Source organism: Mesorhizobium sp. M1403 (genome assembly GCF_040317695.1).
Taxonomy (GTDB): Bacteria; Pseudomonadota; Alphaproteobacteria; order Rhizobiales; family Rhizobiaceae; genus Mesorhizobium.
In genome coordinates, this window is the sequence record NZ_JAMYKY010000020.1 from 70,913 (window position 1) to 85,368 (window position 14,456).

A 14,456-nucleotide genomic window follows, 5' to 3' on the forward strand; every position below is an offset into this window, starting at 1 on the left:
CCCAGGAGTAAAAAATGGCTGCCAAAGACGTAAAATTCTCCCGCGACGCTCGTGAGCGCATGCTGCGCGGCGTCAACATCCTCGCCGACGCGGTGAAGGTCACGCTCGGCCCCAAGGGCCGCAACGTCGTCATCGACAAGTCGTTCGGCGCACCGCGCATCACCAAGGACGGCGTCACCGTCGCCAAGGAAATCGAGCTTGAGGACAAGTTCGAGAACATGGGCGCGCAGATGGTCCGCGAAGTTGCTTCGAAGACCAACGACATCGCCGGCGACGGCACCACGACCGCGACCGTTCTGGCACAGTCGATCGTCCAGGAAGGCCACAAGGCGGTTGCCGCCGGCATGAACCCGATGGACCTCAAGCGCGGCATCGACCTCGCCGTCGCCGACGTCGTCGCGACGCTGATCAAGAACGCCAAGAAGATCAAGACCTCGGAAGAGGTTGCCCAGGTCGGCACCATCGCCGGCAATGGCGACGTTTCGGTCGGCTCGATGATCGCCGAAGCGATGCAGAAGGTCGGCAATGAGGGCGTCATCACGGTCGAGGAAGCCAAGACCGCCGAGACCGAACTCGAAGTCGTTGAAGGCATGCAGTTCGACCGCGGCTATCTCTCGCCCTACTTCGTCACCAACGCCGAAAAGATGGTTGCGGATCTGGAAGACGCCTACATCCTGCTCCACGAGAAGAAGCTCTCCAACCTGCAGGCCATGCTGCCGATCCTCGAGGCTGTCGTGCAGACCTCGAAGCCGCTGGTCATCATCTCGGAAGACGTCGAAGGCGAGGCCCTGGCCACGCTGGTCGTCAACAAGCTGCGTGGCGGCCTGAAGATCGCTGCCGTCAAGGCGCCGGGCTTCGGTGATCGCCGCAAGGCCATGCTGGAAGACATCGCCATCCTCACCGGTGGCCAAGTCATTTCCGAAGACCTCGGCATCAAGCTCGAGAATGTCGGCCTCAACATGCTCGGCCGCGCCAAGAAGGTGTCGATCTCCAAGGAGAACACCACCATCGTCGACGGCGCCGGCAAGAAGGCCGAGATCCAGGGCCGCGTCGCCCAGATCAAGCAGCAGATCGAGGAGACCACCTCGGACTACGACAAGGAGAAGCTGCAGGAACGTCTCGCCAAGCTGGCGGGCGGCGTTGCCGTCATCCGCGTCGGCGGTGCGACCGAAGTGGAAGTCAAGGAAAAGAAGGACCGCGTCGATGACGCCCTCAACGCGACCCGTGCCGCCGTCGAAGAAGGCATCGTTCCCGGCGGCGGCGTCGCCCTGCTGCGCGCTTCGCTGGCCATCACCGTCACCGGCGCCAACTCCGACCAGACCGCGGGCATCGCCATCGTGCGTCGCGCGCTGCAGGCTCCGGCCCGCCAGATCGCGGCCAACGCCGGTGCGGAAGCATCGATCGTTGCCGGCAAGATCCTTGAGAACAAGGGGGCAACCTTCGGCTACAACGCCCAGACCGGCGAATATGGCGACATGATCGCCATGGGGATCGTCGATCCGGTCAAGGTTGTGCGCACGGCTCTGCAGGACGCGGCCTCGGTCGCCGGCCTGCTGGTCACCACCGAAGCCATGATCGCGGAGGCTCCGAAGAAGGAGTCGGCTGGCGGCGGCATGCCTGGCGGCATGGGCGGCGGCGGCATGGGCGGCATGGGCGGCATGGGCGGCATGGACTTCTAATCCAACCCATCAGCCTTCAGATACGGAAAGGGCGGCAGCGATGCCGCCCTTTTTTATGTGCCGAGCATGATCGACAGCTTTAGACGTGCAAGTCCTCTACGCAGCCTGATGGCGGCGAAGCGCAACGGCGTCGTCGTGAGACGGGGTCTGGCCGTGTCCTTTCGTTCAGCCGCTGGTCGAAACTCACGATGATCGTGCTGCCTTCCGCCGTGCCGTCGATCTTTACAGGGCTGCGAGAAGGCCTTGCCAACGGCTGGCAGACCCTGGTTGCGGTAGAACTCATCGCATCGTTCGAAGGGCTCCGATACCTGATGGCCTATGGTCGTCAGCTCTTTCAATTGGAACTCGTCTTTTCGGCCATGATCGTGGTCGGCCTGACCGGATTGGTGATCCACGGCCTGCTCACGCTTGCCGAAAAGTATCTGCAACGCTGGCGTCCGGAGACCCCACGATCAGCCTGATCACGATTGCAGGTCGGGATAGGCTGTCGCGGCGCTTCCATCGCACCGCCGGCCTTCCGCTTCATCGGCCGACATCTGCGGCCGCTTGCGGTGCTGATGGCGCTGCTCGCGATTTGGGAGTTGCTCGCCCATGCCGGCGCTGCTGACCCACGTTTTCTACCGCGGCTGGAAAAGGTGGCGGCCCGCGGCATGGCAGAGTTCAGCCGAGATGGCCTCGGCTCCAATATTCTGGTGAGCCTGGAACGTGACCTGATCGGTTTCGTGTGTGGCAGTGTGGCGGAATCGCGCTTGGTCTGGTGATCGGATTTTCTCGCCTCATCGAACGCCTGAGAGGCTCGTGGTCGCGGTTGTATTACCGCTATTACGTGACCTGATCACGTTCACGATGCCAGCACCTTCATTGGCCACTTTCTGGACCATGTACGTCACATCAGGCTCCCCCGCCCGATCGACACGAGCCGGCTCTGTAACCAAGCCGCCGTCATATGGCGGTTCCACGACGGCACTGGCGGCAGTCGTCTTCTCAGCGGCTACAGGTGGACGTTTCAGCAGCCAACGAATCCGATGGTGGCAAGGACAGGCAGACCAAGCACCGCGTAGAAGCCGTACTCCGCTGGAGTTCGCCTCGGAAGTGGAGCGACAAGGGCCTGATTTGTCTTGCCATGCCGACATTGTCAGCACGCTTTTCGAAGCCTCTGAATTCCTTAGTGTCCATCCCAGCTCGACCTCCGACCATCCCCATTTCCGGCTGCCCGCGGCACGACAGCCCTTGGCTTCTAGCTGCGCTCGAGCGGATCAGCGTGCCGTCCGCCTCCTCTGGCTGATCAAAATGTCTGCACCCATTTGGCAATGGCCGTTTCGCGCAAAAGTATTCCCCCGTGAGCCGGCTTTCCGAATTGGCTTAACTTCCAAATCTGTGGCTTTGCCTGCATTGCGGAGCGCGGAGTTCCGACCACTCGCCCAAGGGTATGCCATGGCGTTTCGTCTCTTTGTTCCGATCCTTGCCGGTGCAACGCTGCGCGAGCGGCTGCTCGCCTGCATCGGGGCCATGATCGGCATCGCATTGACTGGCGTGATCAGTGCGCTGGCGAACGGGTCTGGCCCACATGTCGCACTGCTGGTTGCTCCAATGGGAGCATCGGCCGTGCTGCTCTTTGCCGTGCCTTCAAGCCCGCTGGCGCAACCTTGGTCGATTATCGGTGGCAATACGATTTCGGCGCTGGTCGGGGTGACCGTGGCGCATTTCGTGCATGAACCCGTTCTTGCTACCGGCATTGCGGTGGCGCTGGCCATCGCCGCCATGTCGTTCACGCGCTGCCTGCATCCGCCGGGTGGCGCCGCCGCCTTAACTGCGGTGTTCGGCGGACCGGCCGTCCTCAGCTCGGGCTTGCTGTTTCCCTTCGTTCCGGTAGCGCTGAACTCGATCGTGCTGGTCGCACTCGGCTACGGCATCCATAAACTGTCGCGGCGCAACTATCCGCATGTGGCGGCCCCCGCCCTTAAAAGCGCGCATGGAACCATCGATCCGCCCGCGCGGGAGCGGGTCGGCTTCCAGCCCGAGGATATCGATGCCGCGCTCGGCGCGCTGGAGGAAACCTTCGATATCGACCGCAACGATCTTGAGCGGCTGCTACGGCAGGTCGAGTTGCAGGCGATGGTGCGCTCCCACCGGACCCTGCTGTGCGAGGACATCATGTCGCGCGATGTGATTTCGGTCGATGAACATGCGCCTGCCGACCAGGCGCGTCATTTGCTGCTCGATCACAACATCCGGACGCTGCCGGTGACCGACGCCGAGGGCGGGCTGGTCGGTGTAGTTGGCCTGCGCGAGCTGACGAAGGCGACCGACACGGTGAGGGCTGTGATGTCGAAGGCTAGCACCGCGTCTCCCGATACGCCGGCGATGAGCCTGCTGCCGGTGCTCACCGACGGCCGCAGCCATGCCGTGGTCATCGTCGATACCGAGCGACGCATTATTGGGCTGATCACCCAGACCGACCTGCTGGCAGCGGCAGCGCGCGTGCACATGGCCGACACAACGCTGGCAGCGGCATAAAGTAGTGATCCGGACTTGCTCAATCCGGGAACCCGATGGGGCGCCAATAGGATAGCGGTATTAAGTGCGGCCTTCCGCCTAAGACAATTCCTTTTTACGAGTAGATCAACCCTGAAACGCGACCGCGTGCTCAGGCATCTGGTTCACGTAGGCCAAGTACGACTGCAACAACGGACACTCTTCAACCTTGCCGGTGGCCAGAGCCAGTCCGCTATGTCGACTAAAGGCGTGCGGACTACAAGTGCAACCATCTGGTGGACGGCTCCTCTGCAACGATGGTAGCGCGGTTCGCGTATCCAAGGCTGGGTTGAAGCTCTACGTCGCGGGTTGAGTGATCGTTGGCAAGGGTCGCGGCTCAGACGCCGAGGACGCGGTTCGCAATTCCATGCAGGTGGTCCTTTCCTTTGGTTCCTGCATTTCGCCTCTGGTGAGGCGCGGCCGACTCCCGTCATGCATCACGCCGACGACCGCCGCTTCCTCGCCGCGCCAAGGGTTTGACTAGGCCGACGATAGACCATGCGATAAGCAATTCCGAAACGATGTGGCTTCCTTGCGCCGAGTCGGCTCTGTCGAACAGCGATGTCAACATGATCCTGAGTTCCGAGGGTTCGCCGCGCATCAATCCTATAACCTTGATGACGTTCCTGACTAGGAGGATGAGGCTGCTCCAACACGTTCACGGTGTTAGGAATTGCCATTGCACGAGTTGATCTCGGACTTCTTCGTCGCGCATCGCCAATTTCCAGCCCAATACCGCGCCTACGCTTGGTACCCCAACCACGCGGCCTATCGCCCTCATGCCCACTTCGAGGACCCTCCAGGATCGGGCCTGTTCGGATAGGTGTGGGAGGCCGAGGCATCAGAGGGAACGGCCAGACGCTACCATGAGGATGCGCCATCTGCCGAAGAGCCGTACCGTTACCTTCGTCACTGTGCGGAACGCGGGGCGACCGTCGCGTCAGCCATCCGGCTTTGGGTGTCATTTCTCCCCTGGCGGAGTCCACCGCCCCGACAAAAGCCTGACCTTTGCCAGTCTTCTACGGGCAAGCGTTCGCGCCAAAAGTTCAAAGCCGTGTCCATAACATTCAACAATGAAAGCCAGCCTCATCAGATCGAGCAGAAAGTCGTCGATGGCATGTGTGAGCGCGTCAGACTTTTGTTCAAGCTGAAGCAGCAAGGCGCGCGCCTCTTCGATCGCGGCCCGGCAACCGTCTGCGTTTATCAGGAATCAATCCTGTCTAAGATCTGCAAGCCCTCACCTCGCCCCAAGCCAGACTCAGCGCATCGAACGCCGTTGGAGAGAGTTTCCGACGAAAGAACATCGTCGCGTTTCGCGAAAAGGCATCGCTCGGCAAAGTGCCCGTTGATGAAGCATGCTGCGTCAAACGACAAGCAAGATCCGGGCTCCACCCAGTGATGTCTTCGAAGGCGGGGTGAGCCGGCTCGGGCATGCGTCTCGGCCGCAACCCTTAATCACGAGGAACTGTGCCGCAAGGCAAACAGTTTCTCTCTATTCTTCTAGCCGCCACGGTTCAGCCTAGATTACATGGGAAACGACAATAACGGGAAGCAAAGGGTCGCAAAATGAGTAGGGTGGCTGGATTGAACGAAGATTTGGCTGCACCAACGACCTTTGGGCCACTTTTGCAGCCCACCTTTCGTTCGATCTGGCTCGCCACGCAGGTTTCGAGTCTCGGCTGGCTGATGCAGACTGTCGCCATCAGCTGGCTGATGGCAACGATCTCGACTTCGGATCTGATGGTTGCGCTGGTGCAGGCATCATCGAACCTGCCCGCTTTCGTCTTGTCCGTCTTCGCCGGGGCTCTCGCCGACAATTTCAGCCGGCGCCGGGTCATGTTCGCCGGTCGGTGCCTTATGGTGATTGCGTCCGCGATGCTGACCGCGTCCGTGGCGCTGGGCTTTGTTAGTCCGTGGATGATCCTTGGCTTCAGCTTCTTGATCGCATGCGGCGGCGCTCTCAACGATCCCGCCTGGCAGGCGTCGGTTGGCGATATGGTGGACCGGCGCGATGTTCCCGCTGCCGTTACCCTGCTTTCCGTTGGCTTCAACACCGTACGGACCGTGGGCCCGGCGCTCGGCGGCATTGTGGTTGCCTCATTCGGCCTCATGGCGGCATTCGCCGTGACCACGCTCACCTATTTCGTACCCTTGGTCACTATTTGGCGCTGCAAGTGGAAGGTTCGCTCGTCCCCTCTTCCACGCGAGTCGATGAGGACGGCGATCTACGACGGACTGCGCTTCACGGCGATGTCATCGGAAATCAAGGCAGCGATCGCGCGCGGAACCCTCTTTGGCTTGGCGAGCATCGCCATACTCGCGCTGCTGCCGGTGGTTGTCCGCGACCAGCTGGGAGGAGGTCCGCTCGCCTATGGCGCGCTCATGGCTGGCTTCGGGACCGGTGCCGTCTTCGCCGGCCTCTCCAACAGCCTGTTCAGACGGAGCTTGTCGCAAGAAAGGCTGATGAGGCTCTCCTGCCTCGCCTGCGCGGCGTGCTCCCTCTCCCTGGCTCTGACCTCTTCGATCGCTGTGGCGGCAATTGCACTCGCCCTGGGCGGCGCCGGTTGGGTCACCGCCTGGTCGGGGGTTGGCGTGAGCGTGCAGCTGGCGAGCCCGCGCTGGGTCGTGGGTCGCACAATCTCGATCTACTACGCATTGATAGACGGCGGCATCGCTGCCGGCAGCTGGGTATGGGGCACGGTTTCCCAGAACCATTCGCTGACCTGGGCGCTCGAGGGTTCCGCTGTAGCCCTTCTGATAGTCGCTGCAGCCGGCGTTCTGTTTCCTCTTCGCGAGCGCCGTGAGTCCGAGCCCGATCCTTTGGAGGAATTCGACGCCCCAGCTGTCGCTCTCAGTTTGAAGCCGAGAAGCGGCCCGATCGTGGTCAAGATCGAATATCTGATAGCCGAGAGAAATGTCGAGGCCTTCCTCGACCTCATGCGGCAGCGGCGTCATGTACACAGCCGCGTCGGTGCTCGGAACTGGACGCTCCAGCGCAACCTTCAGAAGCCTATGCAGTGGACAGAAACGTTCCGCACGCCGACCTGGACCGACTACCTTCGCCTCAATCATCGTCTCACGGAAGTAGACAAGGAACTGGACGAGCGTGTCTTCCAGTTACACGCGGGAGAAGAAGCGCCTCAAATGACGCTTTCGATTGAGCGGCCGACAAGCTCGGCCCGGAAACCCGACCAGTCAATCCTTCACCTTCCCCGTCATTGAAGCCTGACCTTCCCATATCTGGGCATCAGCGATCGTTAAAGATCCGGGTGATGGATGAGAATCTCGGCGGCATCCGTGTCGTGCGTGCCTTCGCCGCGCAGCCGCACGAGCTGGAAAAGTTCGACCGCGCCAAGCAGGACGCGCCTTGATCTCGCCAATGAGCGCGTCGACATCCGTGTCGGCAACACCAGCGCCATGAATTTCTCGTTCCTGACCGCCATGGGCCTAGTGCTCTGGTTCGGTGGCCAGAAAGTGATCGCAGGTCAAATCAGCGTCGGCACGCTGGCCCTGTTGCTCACCTTCATGACCATTCTGCAGATGCCGGTGCGCCAGCTCGGATTGATGGTCAACTCGTTCGCGCGCGCCTCGACCTGCGGCACGCGGCTGTTCGAGTTGCTCGACGCCGAACTTGACATCGAGGACGCGGCGGGCGCCAGGGATCTCGTCGTCACCGACGGCGTGCTGCGCTTCGACAATGTCGGTTTCTGCTACGCGGGCTCGGGCGGCCGCCCGACGCTCTCCGGCATCTCCTTCGAGGCGAGCAATGCCTCGCCGTCTAGGCAAGGCGAATGCTCCGGACTTCCCAGCCTTTCTTGCCTTGCCCGCATTCGACAAACACCTTCTGTCCCGCCACCAGCACGCTGAGCCCTGAGCGCGTCAGGGCGCTGGCATGAACGAAGACGTCCTTCTCACCGTTGTCAGGAGCAATGAAGCCGAAGCCCTTTTCGGGTTTGTACCACTTGACCGTGCCCCCGCTCTCCAGCTGCGCACCGGTTTCAACGAAGGTCCCTCCAGCGACGCGCGTATGTGACGGAGTTTTCGCGCGGTGATCGCCGATCTCCAGCACCTGCGCGACTTGATGACCTTTTGGACTTTTTTCGACCGTGATCTTGAGAGGCGTTCCCGCGGCAACATCCCGGCTTCCGGCCGCCTTTAACACTCGCACGTGCAGATAGGCCTCCGTGCCGTCCGACAGTTTGACGAAGCCAAAACCCTTGCTGACTGTGAACCACAATACCTCCGCATCGACAGGATCTGCCGTCACGGTCGGCGGGCGCTGAAAATAGCTTGGCTCGGAAGTCCGTTCAGAAAAGGAAACGGGGTCATCGTCATAGCGATGCCGGCGTGGCTCGCGATGGTCTCGATATTTGCCCATGATCATCTCGAGTGGCATGGATGGCGCACTGCGCTACCGTCAAGATAATCTCAATCGGGCGACGCGTTTATGTCAACAAGGCCGTGAAGACCGCAGCTGTGCCCGGCCTATCGGCCGAACCCTTTGAAACTAGATTCATTTCCCCTGAAACAATAGTGCCGGCGAGTCGATTTACTGACTCGCATAGGTTGTGTTGGAGCGAGAGTGCGATGATGCTGGCGCGGGCGCACTGGAAGGGCTTTATCAGGCATTGCGGAAAGCCTGCTCCGGGTTTCTTCAAAAGGAACCGAACGGGGGGTCGACGACCATTTGCGCCGGCTCCAGGCCACGGGGCAGGCCTGACCGTGCATGATCATCATCTCCAGCGTCGACGCCAAACCGTGGAGAACCATGCCGCGCTGTCGCCGACGAGAACAACGTCGCAATGTCGATCGACGAGCTTTGAATCGGCGCACTCGATGGGCCTCCTTCCCCAAGCACGGATGTGGCGTTGGCACTTTTTGTGCAGCTGCGAAGAGCTAAAATCGCCACGACGGGTGGTGTTGACGCGCCGACAATTATCAGACAAAAACGGAATTCAATCGGTTCAGCCGCCTACGCGGCAGGGCTCTGCTCAACGACGTCGGGGACCATGGACGATCGCGCAAAAGGGATTAGGAAAGGCGGAGCTGGAGGCAAGGCCAACGACGTCAATGCGGACTTGATCGCCGTTGTGGTCGCCATGGACAGCAGCGCCCCCTGCGTTCTGACCATCCCGCAGGCAAACGCCCTGCCCTCCGGCCCGTTCGAGCTTGCTCACCGTTCGCTGCAGTCGGGCCTCAGGGGATGGGTGGAACAACAGACCGGCCAGCCGCTCGGCTATATCGAACAGCTCTACACCTTCGCCGATCGCGACAGGGTTGGCGCTGACGACCGCGTGGTCTCTATCAGCTATCTGGCGCTCACCCACCAAGACGAAGCTGGCGACCCGGCCGGGCGACACTGGGGAAGCTGGTACGACTATTTCCCGTGGGAGGATCACCGCTCCGGCACACCGGCGGTCGTGTTGGACGAATTGCGGCCGCGCCTGATGGAATGGGCGGATGGCACTGACGACGGTACGACACGCCTCGACCGACGACGGCGGGCGGCGATCGCCTTCGGCTTTGACGACCGCCCTTGGAACGAGGAACTCGCGCTTCAACGTTATGAGCTGCTCTACGAAGCCGCCCTGGTGGAGGAAGCAATACGCGCCGGACATTCCGCTGCGCCCACCTCGGTGTCGGGCAGATCGATGATCGCCGATCATCGTCGCATCCTGGCGACCGGCATTGCGCGGCTGCGCTCCAAGATCAAATACCGGCCGGTCGTATTCGAACTGATGCCGCCGGTCTTCACGCTTTTGCAGCTGCAGCGCACCGTGGAGGCGCTTGCCGGCAGGCTCGTGCGTAAGCCGAACTTTCGCCGGCTGATCGAGCAGCAGGAGCTGGTCGAGGAGACCGGTGAGACAACCTCGGAAACCGGCGGCCGGCCGGCGCAACTTTATCGCTTCCGTCACGCCGTTCTCGACGAGAGGGTGATAGCCGGAACAAAATTGCCGCTCTCGCGGGCTTGACCCGCCTTGCGCCAGCAGCCCTGACGATGTCGCGGACGGCTTGGCCCTTGTGAGAACCGGGATTGTCGAGAATGACGATGTCGCCCGGCTTCAGTGTTTTGTTGAGTTCGGTTTCGACATAGACGCGAAAGGCCTGCGTATTGATGGGTCCGTCAATGACCCAAGGCGCCTCCACCCGATCATGCCGCAGCGCGGTGATGAAGGTCATCGTCTTCCAATGGCCATATGGTGCGTGGGCCATCAGCCGCTTGCCGCGCACACCCCAGCCGCGCAACGGCGCCATGTTGGTCTTGACCCATGTTTCATCCAGGGAGACCAGGCGCGTAGGGTCAATGCGGGTCTGATAGCGCATCCATTGCGCACGCCCGCGCATCAGCTTTGGCTTGAGCTGCTCGGCCGGCAGAACGGTTTTTTTGAAGCTCTTGCCTTCGCGGTGCAGGAAGCGACCGACGCTCGCAGGAGACCACGTTCAGCCAGTGCCGCCGTCAATTGATGAAGCGTCATGTTGGCTTCTCGCTCAACCTCGCCCAGGACGGAAGCACGGTGCTCCCCGTCGATCAGATAGGGCCGATGACCACCCATCTTGCCGGGTGCCGCACTGCCACGGCGACGCTTGCGGCCTCGGGCGTTTCCTGGGCGAAGGCGGTGGCGATGAAAGCCGAGACGACGCCACAGACTGGGCTGGCGGATAGTAGCTCGCGAGGCCACGGTAGCGGTCGCTACGAAGCGCGCAGCACTTTGTCATCGGTACATTCCGTCCCATGCCTGAAATGAGCAGTGCAGCCATGTCGCCTCCTCCGCAGTCACCGTGGCGAAAGCAATCCTTCCGCTGCCACACGGACCTAATGTCGCCTGGCACTAGCTTGCTTCAGCAAACCACTTAGCGCAATTCTCAGGAGCTACCGTGCCCGCATCGCAGGCGAGGTCCGGGGAGGCTTGCTCACTCAGTTTGCCATTCTGGAAAGTCGCGTTCTTGCCAACGCGCATATTCGAGATATTCTCTCGCAATCGCCTCTACAAGATCTTGTTGGAGCTCTTTGCGAAGGGACGGCATTTCGCTGATTGCCAAGCTGTGCTCTCTCGCAAAATGAATGGCGCAACGATATCCGTCAACGTCTTCCAAAGTGGGACGGACTGCATCTTCCTTCCACTGATCCGCAAGTTCCTGCAGCAATGAAGGTTGTCCTTCTCTTGTGACAAACATGTCTGTGACCCGACGCTTGGCTCTCTCCAGAAAGGCGTCCGAGTTGCCGAGCCGCAACCGCCTTACATGCCACCGAAAAGCGCCATCCCAATGCTGACTTCGCGCCATTAAATTGAGAAGGGAGATCGAACCGCCTTCGAGGATGAGCCCCGGCTGGGAACTACGCTCATCCACTTGCATTATCAGCTTACGATGGGCGGTCTCGGCGTCGATGATGCCCGCGGTTAGCGGGCGCGAATCCAAGTAGATCCGCTGGGTAGATTGCAGTTCGGAATCCGAGGGACGCCCGCTGCCGGTGGCGATTTGAGGACAGCATTGTACACGATCCAGCGCAATGACCGGCCATCCGGTCTCTCGTGCAATTTGGATTGCCGCGTCTGTTTTGCCGCTGCAGGTCGGCCCGTAAATCAAATAGATTAGCATGTGTATGCCGCTTAGTTTATCGGAACTAACCGCCCCCCAAGCACAAGATACTCGGTAGGCTTTCACCGGACTTGTCGCAAACATTTTGACAAGCGGCGATTATGCCCTGAAACGACGCCATTTTCGAACTTTGTGAAGTCCGAAAGGGCGCAAGCAGCCCGTTCTGGTCGTTCAGTCCAGTCACCAACGCCTCTGTTTGACGTTTGACGACGGTCCACTTTGCACATCTCATGCCGACTGTGACGCAACGCGGCACCGCAGGATGGTGACCTCGTTGTCTCCGGCAAAAGATCCTTGCGCGTCTTGGGTTAATCGAGGCGGCGGCGCACGGGCGCCTTATTGTCTCGAAACATGGCCAGGAAGGCGGCTGATCAACAAAAGTGGAAGACGGTGTCCCGACGACCTCACCGATTGTGAGGCGACCGAGGATCTGCCCGACATCGTCGATCTCGTCCTCGAGGTGGGCCGTGTGCCGGCCGCGCCGCCAAAGCCTCCTCCCCTGCCGGTCCGACTGGAAGCCTCGTCGAAACGGCACAGGAGTACACCAAAGCCGCCAGCGCGCAAACACACAGACCGCCGGCGCCAAGGATTTGGCGCTTTTGCGTGGCGTCCGCTCCGATCTTCCGGAAGGGGAGCTGGCTGCTGTTTTCTGGGCACTCGCTGCGCATCGCCGCTGCGCAACGCCGAACTGGACATCGAGCGGCTACGCGATGAACCGCATGGTCTGCCATTGTGAGGCTCTTGCTCGACACTAATGGCCTCTCCGAGGTGACGAGGCCGAGCCCTGACGCGCGCGTGCTGGAATGGATGACGGGCTCGATGAAGACCGCTCATTTATCAGCGTTGTGTCGATCGCCGAGATCCGGCGCGGCGCTGCCCTCATGGACAAAGGTCGGAAACGTGACGCACTGGCCGGATGGCTCGCCCGGGACCTGCCGCAGCGCTTCGAGCCGAGAGTCCTGCCCGTGGACGAACTGGTTGCCCTGGCCTGGGGCGACCTGACGGGCCTCGCGAAGCGGCGTGGTCGCGGTCTGTCATCGATGGACGGGCTGATTGCAGCCACCGCGATTTCCTGACCCATCACATGGCGGGGATATGCGCTGACGGCGAAACACCCAGATGCCCCGCACCTACCACGATCAATATGGAAACGCCTCGGTGGCAGCCACGAGGTCGATGTCATGAAGATGAGATGAAATAGGCGGATCAGCTCTGCTTTTCGCATCCTTGACGCGCGCTTCATGACAGGCCTCGGCCAAGGGCGTCGAGTTTAGCTTCCGGTTGGATGCTTGCCCTCACCTGTGGCTATGCTTACGGCCATCCCGATCGAGAAAAGCATCGAACGCGGCAGCGACAGCGCGAATTACAAAGCGATGCTCCCGCCGTACGCGGACAAAACCGTTTTCGAAGTCCACTATCCCGTCCTCGGCCAGCATCACCAAGCGTTCAGCTGAATCGAGAAGACGGATCGGATCAGATCCGTGGGCGGCACAGATTGCCTGCACATCGGCCTCGAGATCGCACATTAGTCGCTCGATAATTGCGGCTCGCACGCGGTCGTCGTCGGTGAGGCGATAGCCCTTTGACGTCGCCAGACGGCCAGCTGCGATGTGCTGGATGTAGGAATCCCGTGTAACTTCGTTTTGGACGTACCCCTCGCCGACGCGGCCGATAGCCGACGCGCCGAAACCGATCAGGGTTCTGCAGGTGGTGGCCGAGTAGCCCAGCGAGTTACGCCGCAGGCGACCCGTTTTCTGTGCCAGCGCGAGCTCGTCGTCCGGCAAGGCGAAATGGTCGAGCCCGATCTCGCGGTAGCCGGCGGCAATCAGCGTCGCGGCCACGGCCGCATACTGTTCGGCGCGGGCAGCGCTGCCCGGAAGAACTGCCTCCTCGATGAGGCGCTGATTCTTTATAAGCGACGGGATGTGCGCATAGCCGAACACCGCAAGCCGGTCGGGGCGCATTGCGACCGCCGCCCTCGCGGTCTCGACGCAGGACTGCACCGTTTGATGCGGGAGACCGAAGATGAGGTCGAAGTTGATGCGGCTTACTCCATGCCGGCGCAGCATTTCCACGGCAGCCGACGTCTGCGCCTCACTCTGAACCCGGTTGATTGCTTTTTGAACAATGGGATCGAAGCTCTGCACGCCGAGACTCACACGGTTCACGCCGGCTGCTCCTAAGGCCTCGGCCATCTCGGCCGTGAACGTGCGCGGATCAATCTCGACGGCAACCGTAGCTGTTTTCGTGAGAGCGAAGCGGCGTCGCAGGAACTCCATCAGAGCCAGGAACTCGGCTGGTCCTATGAGAGACGGCGTTCCGCCGCCGAAATGCATGTCGCTCACGGGCAGCGTCTGCGGCGCTCGCTCCGAGACCAAACGGATCTCGTCACGCAGGGCCGCCAGATAGTTGAGGATCGGCGCATCATGGCGGGTGATGGTGGTGGGGAAGCCACAATACCAGCAAGCTGATCGGCAGAACGGAACGTGGAAATAGAGCGACACCGGATCGTCAGCCGGCAGGTTCCTGAGCCATTCCTCATAAGCCTCGGCGCCGACCGCCCCAGAGAACTCTGACACAGTCGGATAGATAGTGTACCAAGGCAGGCCGGCCTCGCGATATTTTGTGGTCTGCAACAGTTAC

General features: G+C 61.2%; 8 protein-coding genes and 4 pseudogenes. 8 read left to right on the forward strand and 4 right to left on the reverse strand.

What is annotated here, in order from left to right; genetic code table 11:
* The first annotated feature begins 14 nt into the window (after positions 1-14).
* From groL to NKH01_RS26005, 6 genes and pseudogenes are all read left to right on the forward strand, one after another.
* A complete protein-coding gene (gene groL, locus NKH01_RS25980) occupies positions 15-1,679 on the forward strand; it encodes a chaperonin GroEL (RefSeq protein ID WP_353023089.1) in 1,665 nt (554 codons plus the stop codon).
* Between the two features lie 164 nt (positions 1,680-1,843).
* Positions 1,844-2,140 (forward strand): annotated as a pseudogene (locus NKH01_RS25985) (ABC transporter permease); the annotation flags it as partial.
* A 6-nt stretch (positions 2,141-2,146) separates the two neighbouring features.
* Complete coding sequence (locus NKH01_RS25990) at positions 2,147-2,440, forward strand: ABC transporter permease family protein (protein WP_353023091.1); 294 nt, start codon at positions 2,147-2,149, stop codon at positions 2,438-2,440.
* Positions 2,441-3,113: 673 nt separating this feature from the next.
* Positions 3,114-4,196: an HPP family protein gene (locus NKH01_RS25995; RefSeq protein ID WP_353023093.1), complete on the forward strand. Its 1,083-nt coding sequence runs from the start codon at positions 3,114-3,116 to the stop codon at positions 4,194-4,196.
* Between the two features lie 1,584 nt (positions 4,197-5,780).
* Complete coding sequence (locus NKH01_RS26000; RefSeq protein WP_352779602.1) at positions 5,781-7,436, forward strand: MFS transporter; 1,656 nt, start codon at positions 5,781-5,783, stop codon at positions 7,434-7,436.
* A 32-nt stretch (positions 7,437-7,468) separates the two neighbouring features.
* Positions 7,469-8,018, forward strand: a pseudogene (locus NKH01_RS26005) (ABC transporter transmembrane domain-containing protein); the annotation flags it as partial.
* Here the strand turns inward: NKH01_RS26005 and NKH01_RS26010 are convergent.
* A complete protein-coding gene (locus NKH01_RS26010; RefSeq protein ID WP_353023095.1) occupies positions 7,993-8,592 on the reverse strand; it encodes a cold-shock protein in 600 nt (199 codons plus the stop codon). The pseudogene NKH01_RS26005 and the gene NKH01_RS26010 overlap by 26 nt on opposite strands.
* 631 nt (positions 8,593-9,223) lie before the next feature.
* On the opposite strand from NKH01_RS26010, the gene NKH01_RS26015 reads away from it, so the two are divergent.
* The gene (locus tag NKH01_RS26015; protein ID WP_352693089.1) at positions 9,224-10,186 is read left to right on the forward strand and encodes an NUDIX hydrolase; all 963 of its coding nucleotides are present in this window, start codon (positions 9,224-9,226) and stop codon (positions 10,184-10,186) included.
* A gap of 7 nt (positions 10,187-10,193) precedes the next feature.
* On the opposite strand, the pseudogene NKH01_RS26020 reads toward NKH01_RS26015, so the two are convergent.
* Together NKH01_RS26020 and NKH01_RS26025 are read right to left on the reverse strand one after the other, a co-directional pair.
* Positions 10,194-10,469: pseudogene (locus NKH01_RS26020) on the reverse strand (transposase); the annotation flags it as partial.
* A 657-nt stretch (positions 10,470-11,126) separates the two neighbouring features.
* Positions 11,127-11,813, reverse strand: a complete 687-nt coding sequence (locus tag NKH01_RS26025) for an isopentenyl transferase family protein (RefSeq protein ID WP_352823366.1) — start codon at positions 11,811-11,813, stop codon at positions 11,127-11,129.
* 732 nt (positions 11,814-12,545) lie between these two features.
* On the opposite strand from NKH01_RS26025, the pseudogene NKH01_RS26030 reads away from it, so the two are divergent.
* A pseudogene (locus NKH01_RS26030) lies at positions 12,546-12,886 on the forward strand (PIN domain-containing protein); the annotation flags it as partial.
* 222 nt (positions 12,887-13,108) lie between these two features.
* On the opposite strand, the gene hemN reads toward NKH01_RS26030, so the two are convergent.
* Positions 13,109-14,449 carry an oxygen-independent coproporphyrinogen III oxidase gene (hemN, locus tag NKH01_RS26035; protein ID WP_352750368.1) on the reverse strand — a complete coding sequence of 447 codons (1,341 nt, stop codon included), beginning with the start codon at positions 14,447-14,449 and terminating at the stop codon, positions 13,109-13,111.
* Between the last annotated feature and the right edge of the window lie 7 nt (positions 14,450-14,456).

What these genes read in the sequence shown, in the direction of transcription:
- NKH01_RS26025 (WP_352823366.1), bottom strand. Translation starts at nt 11,813, where the DNA reads ATGCTAATCTATTTGATTTACGGGCCGACCTGCAGCGGCAAAACAGAC.
- NKH01_RS26000 (WP_352779602.1), top strand. Translation starts at nt 5,781, where the DNA reads ATGAGTAGGGTGGCTGGATTGAACGAAGATTTGGCTGCACCAACGACC.
- NKH01_RS25995 (WP_353023093.1), top strand. Translation starts at nt 3,114, where the DNA reads ATGGCGTTTCGTCTCTTTGTTCCGATCCTTGCCGGTGCAACGCTGCGC.
- NKH01_RS26015 (WP_352693089.1), top strand. Translation starts at nt 9,224, where the DNA reads ATGGACGATCGCGCAAAAGGGATTAGGAAAGGCGGAGCTGGAGGCAAG.
- groL (WP_353023089.1), top strand. Translation starts at nt 15, where the DNA reads ATGGCTGCCAAAGACGTAAAATTCTCCCGCGACGCTCGTGAGCGCATG.
- NKH01_RS26010 (WP_353023095.1), bottom strand. Translation starts at nt 8,592, where the DNA reads ATGGGCAAATATCGAGACCATCGCGAGCCACGCCGGCATCGCTATGAC.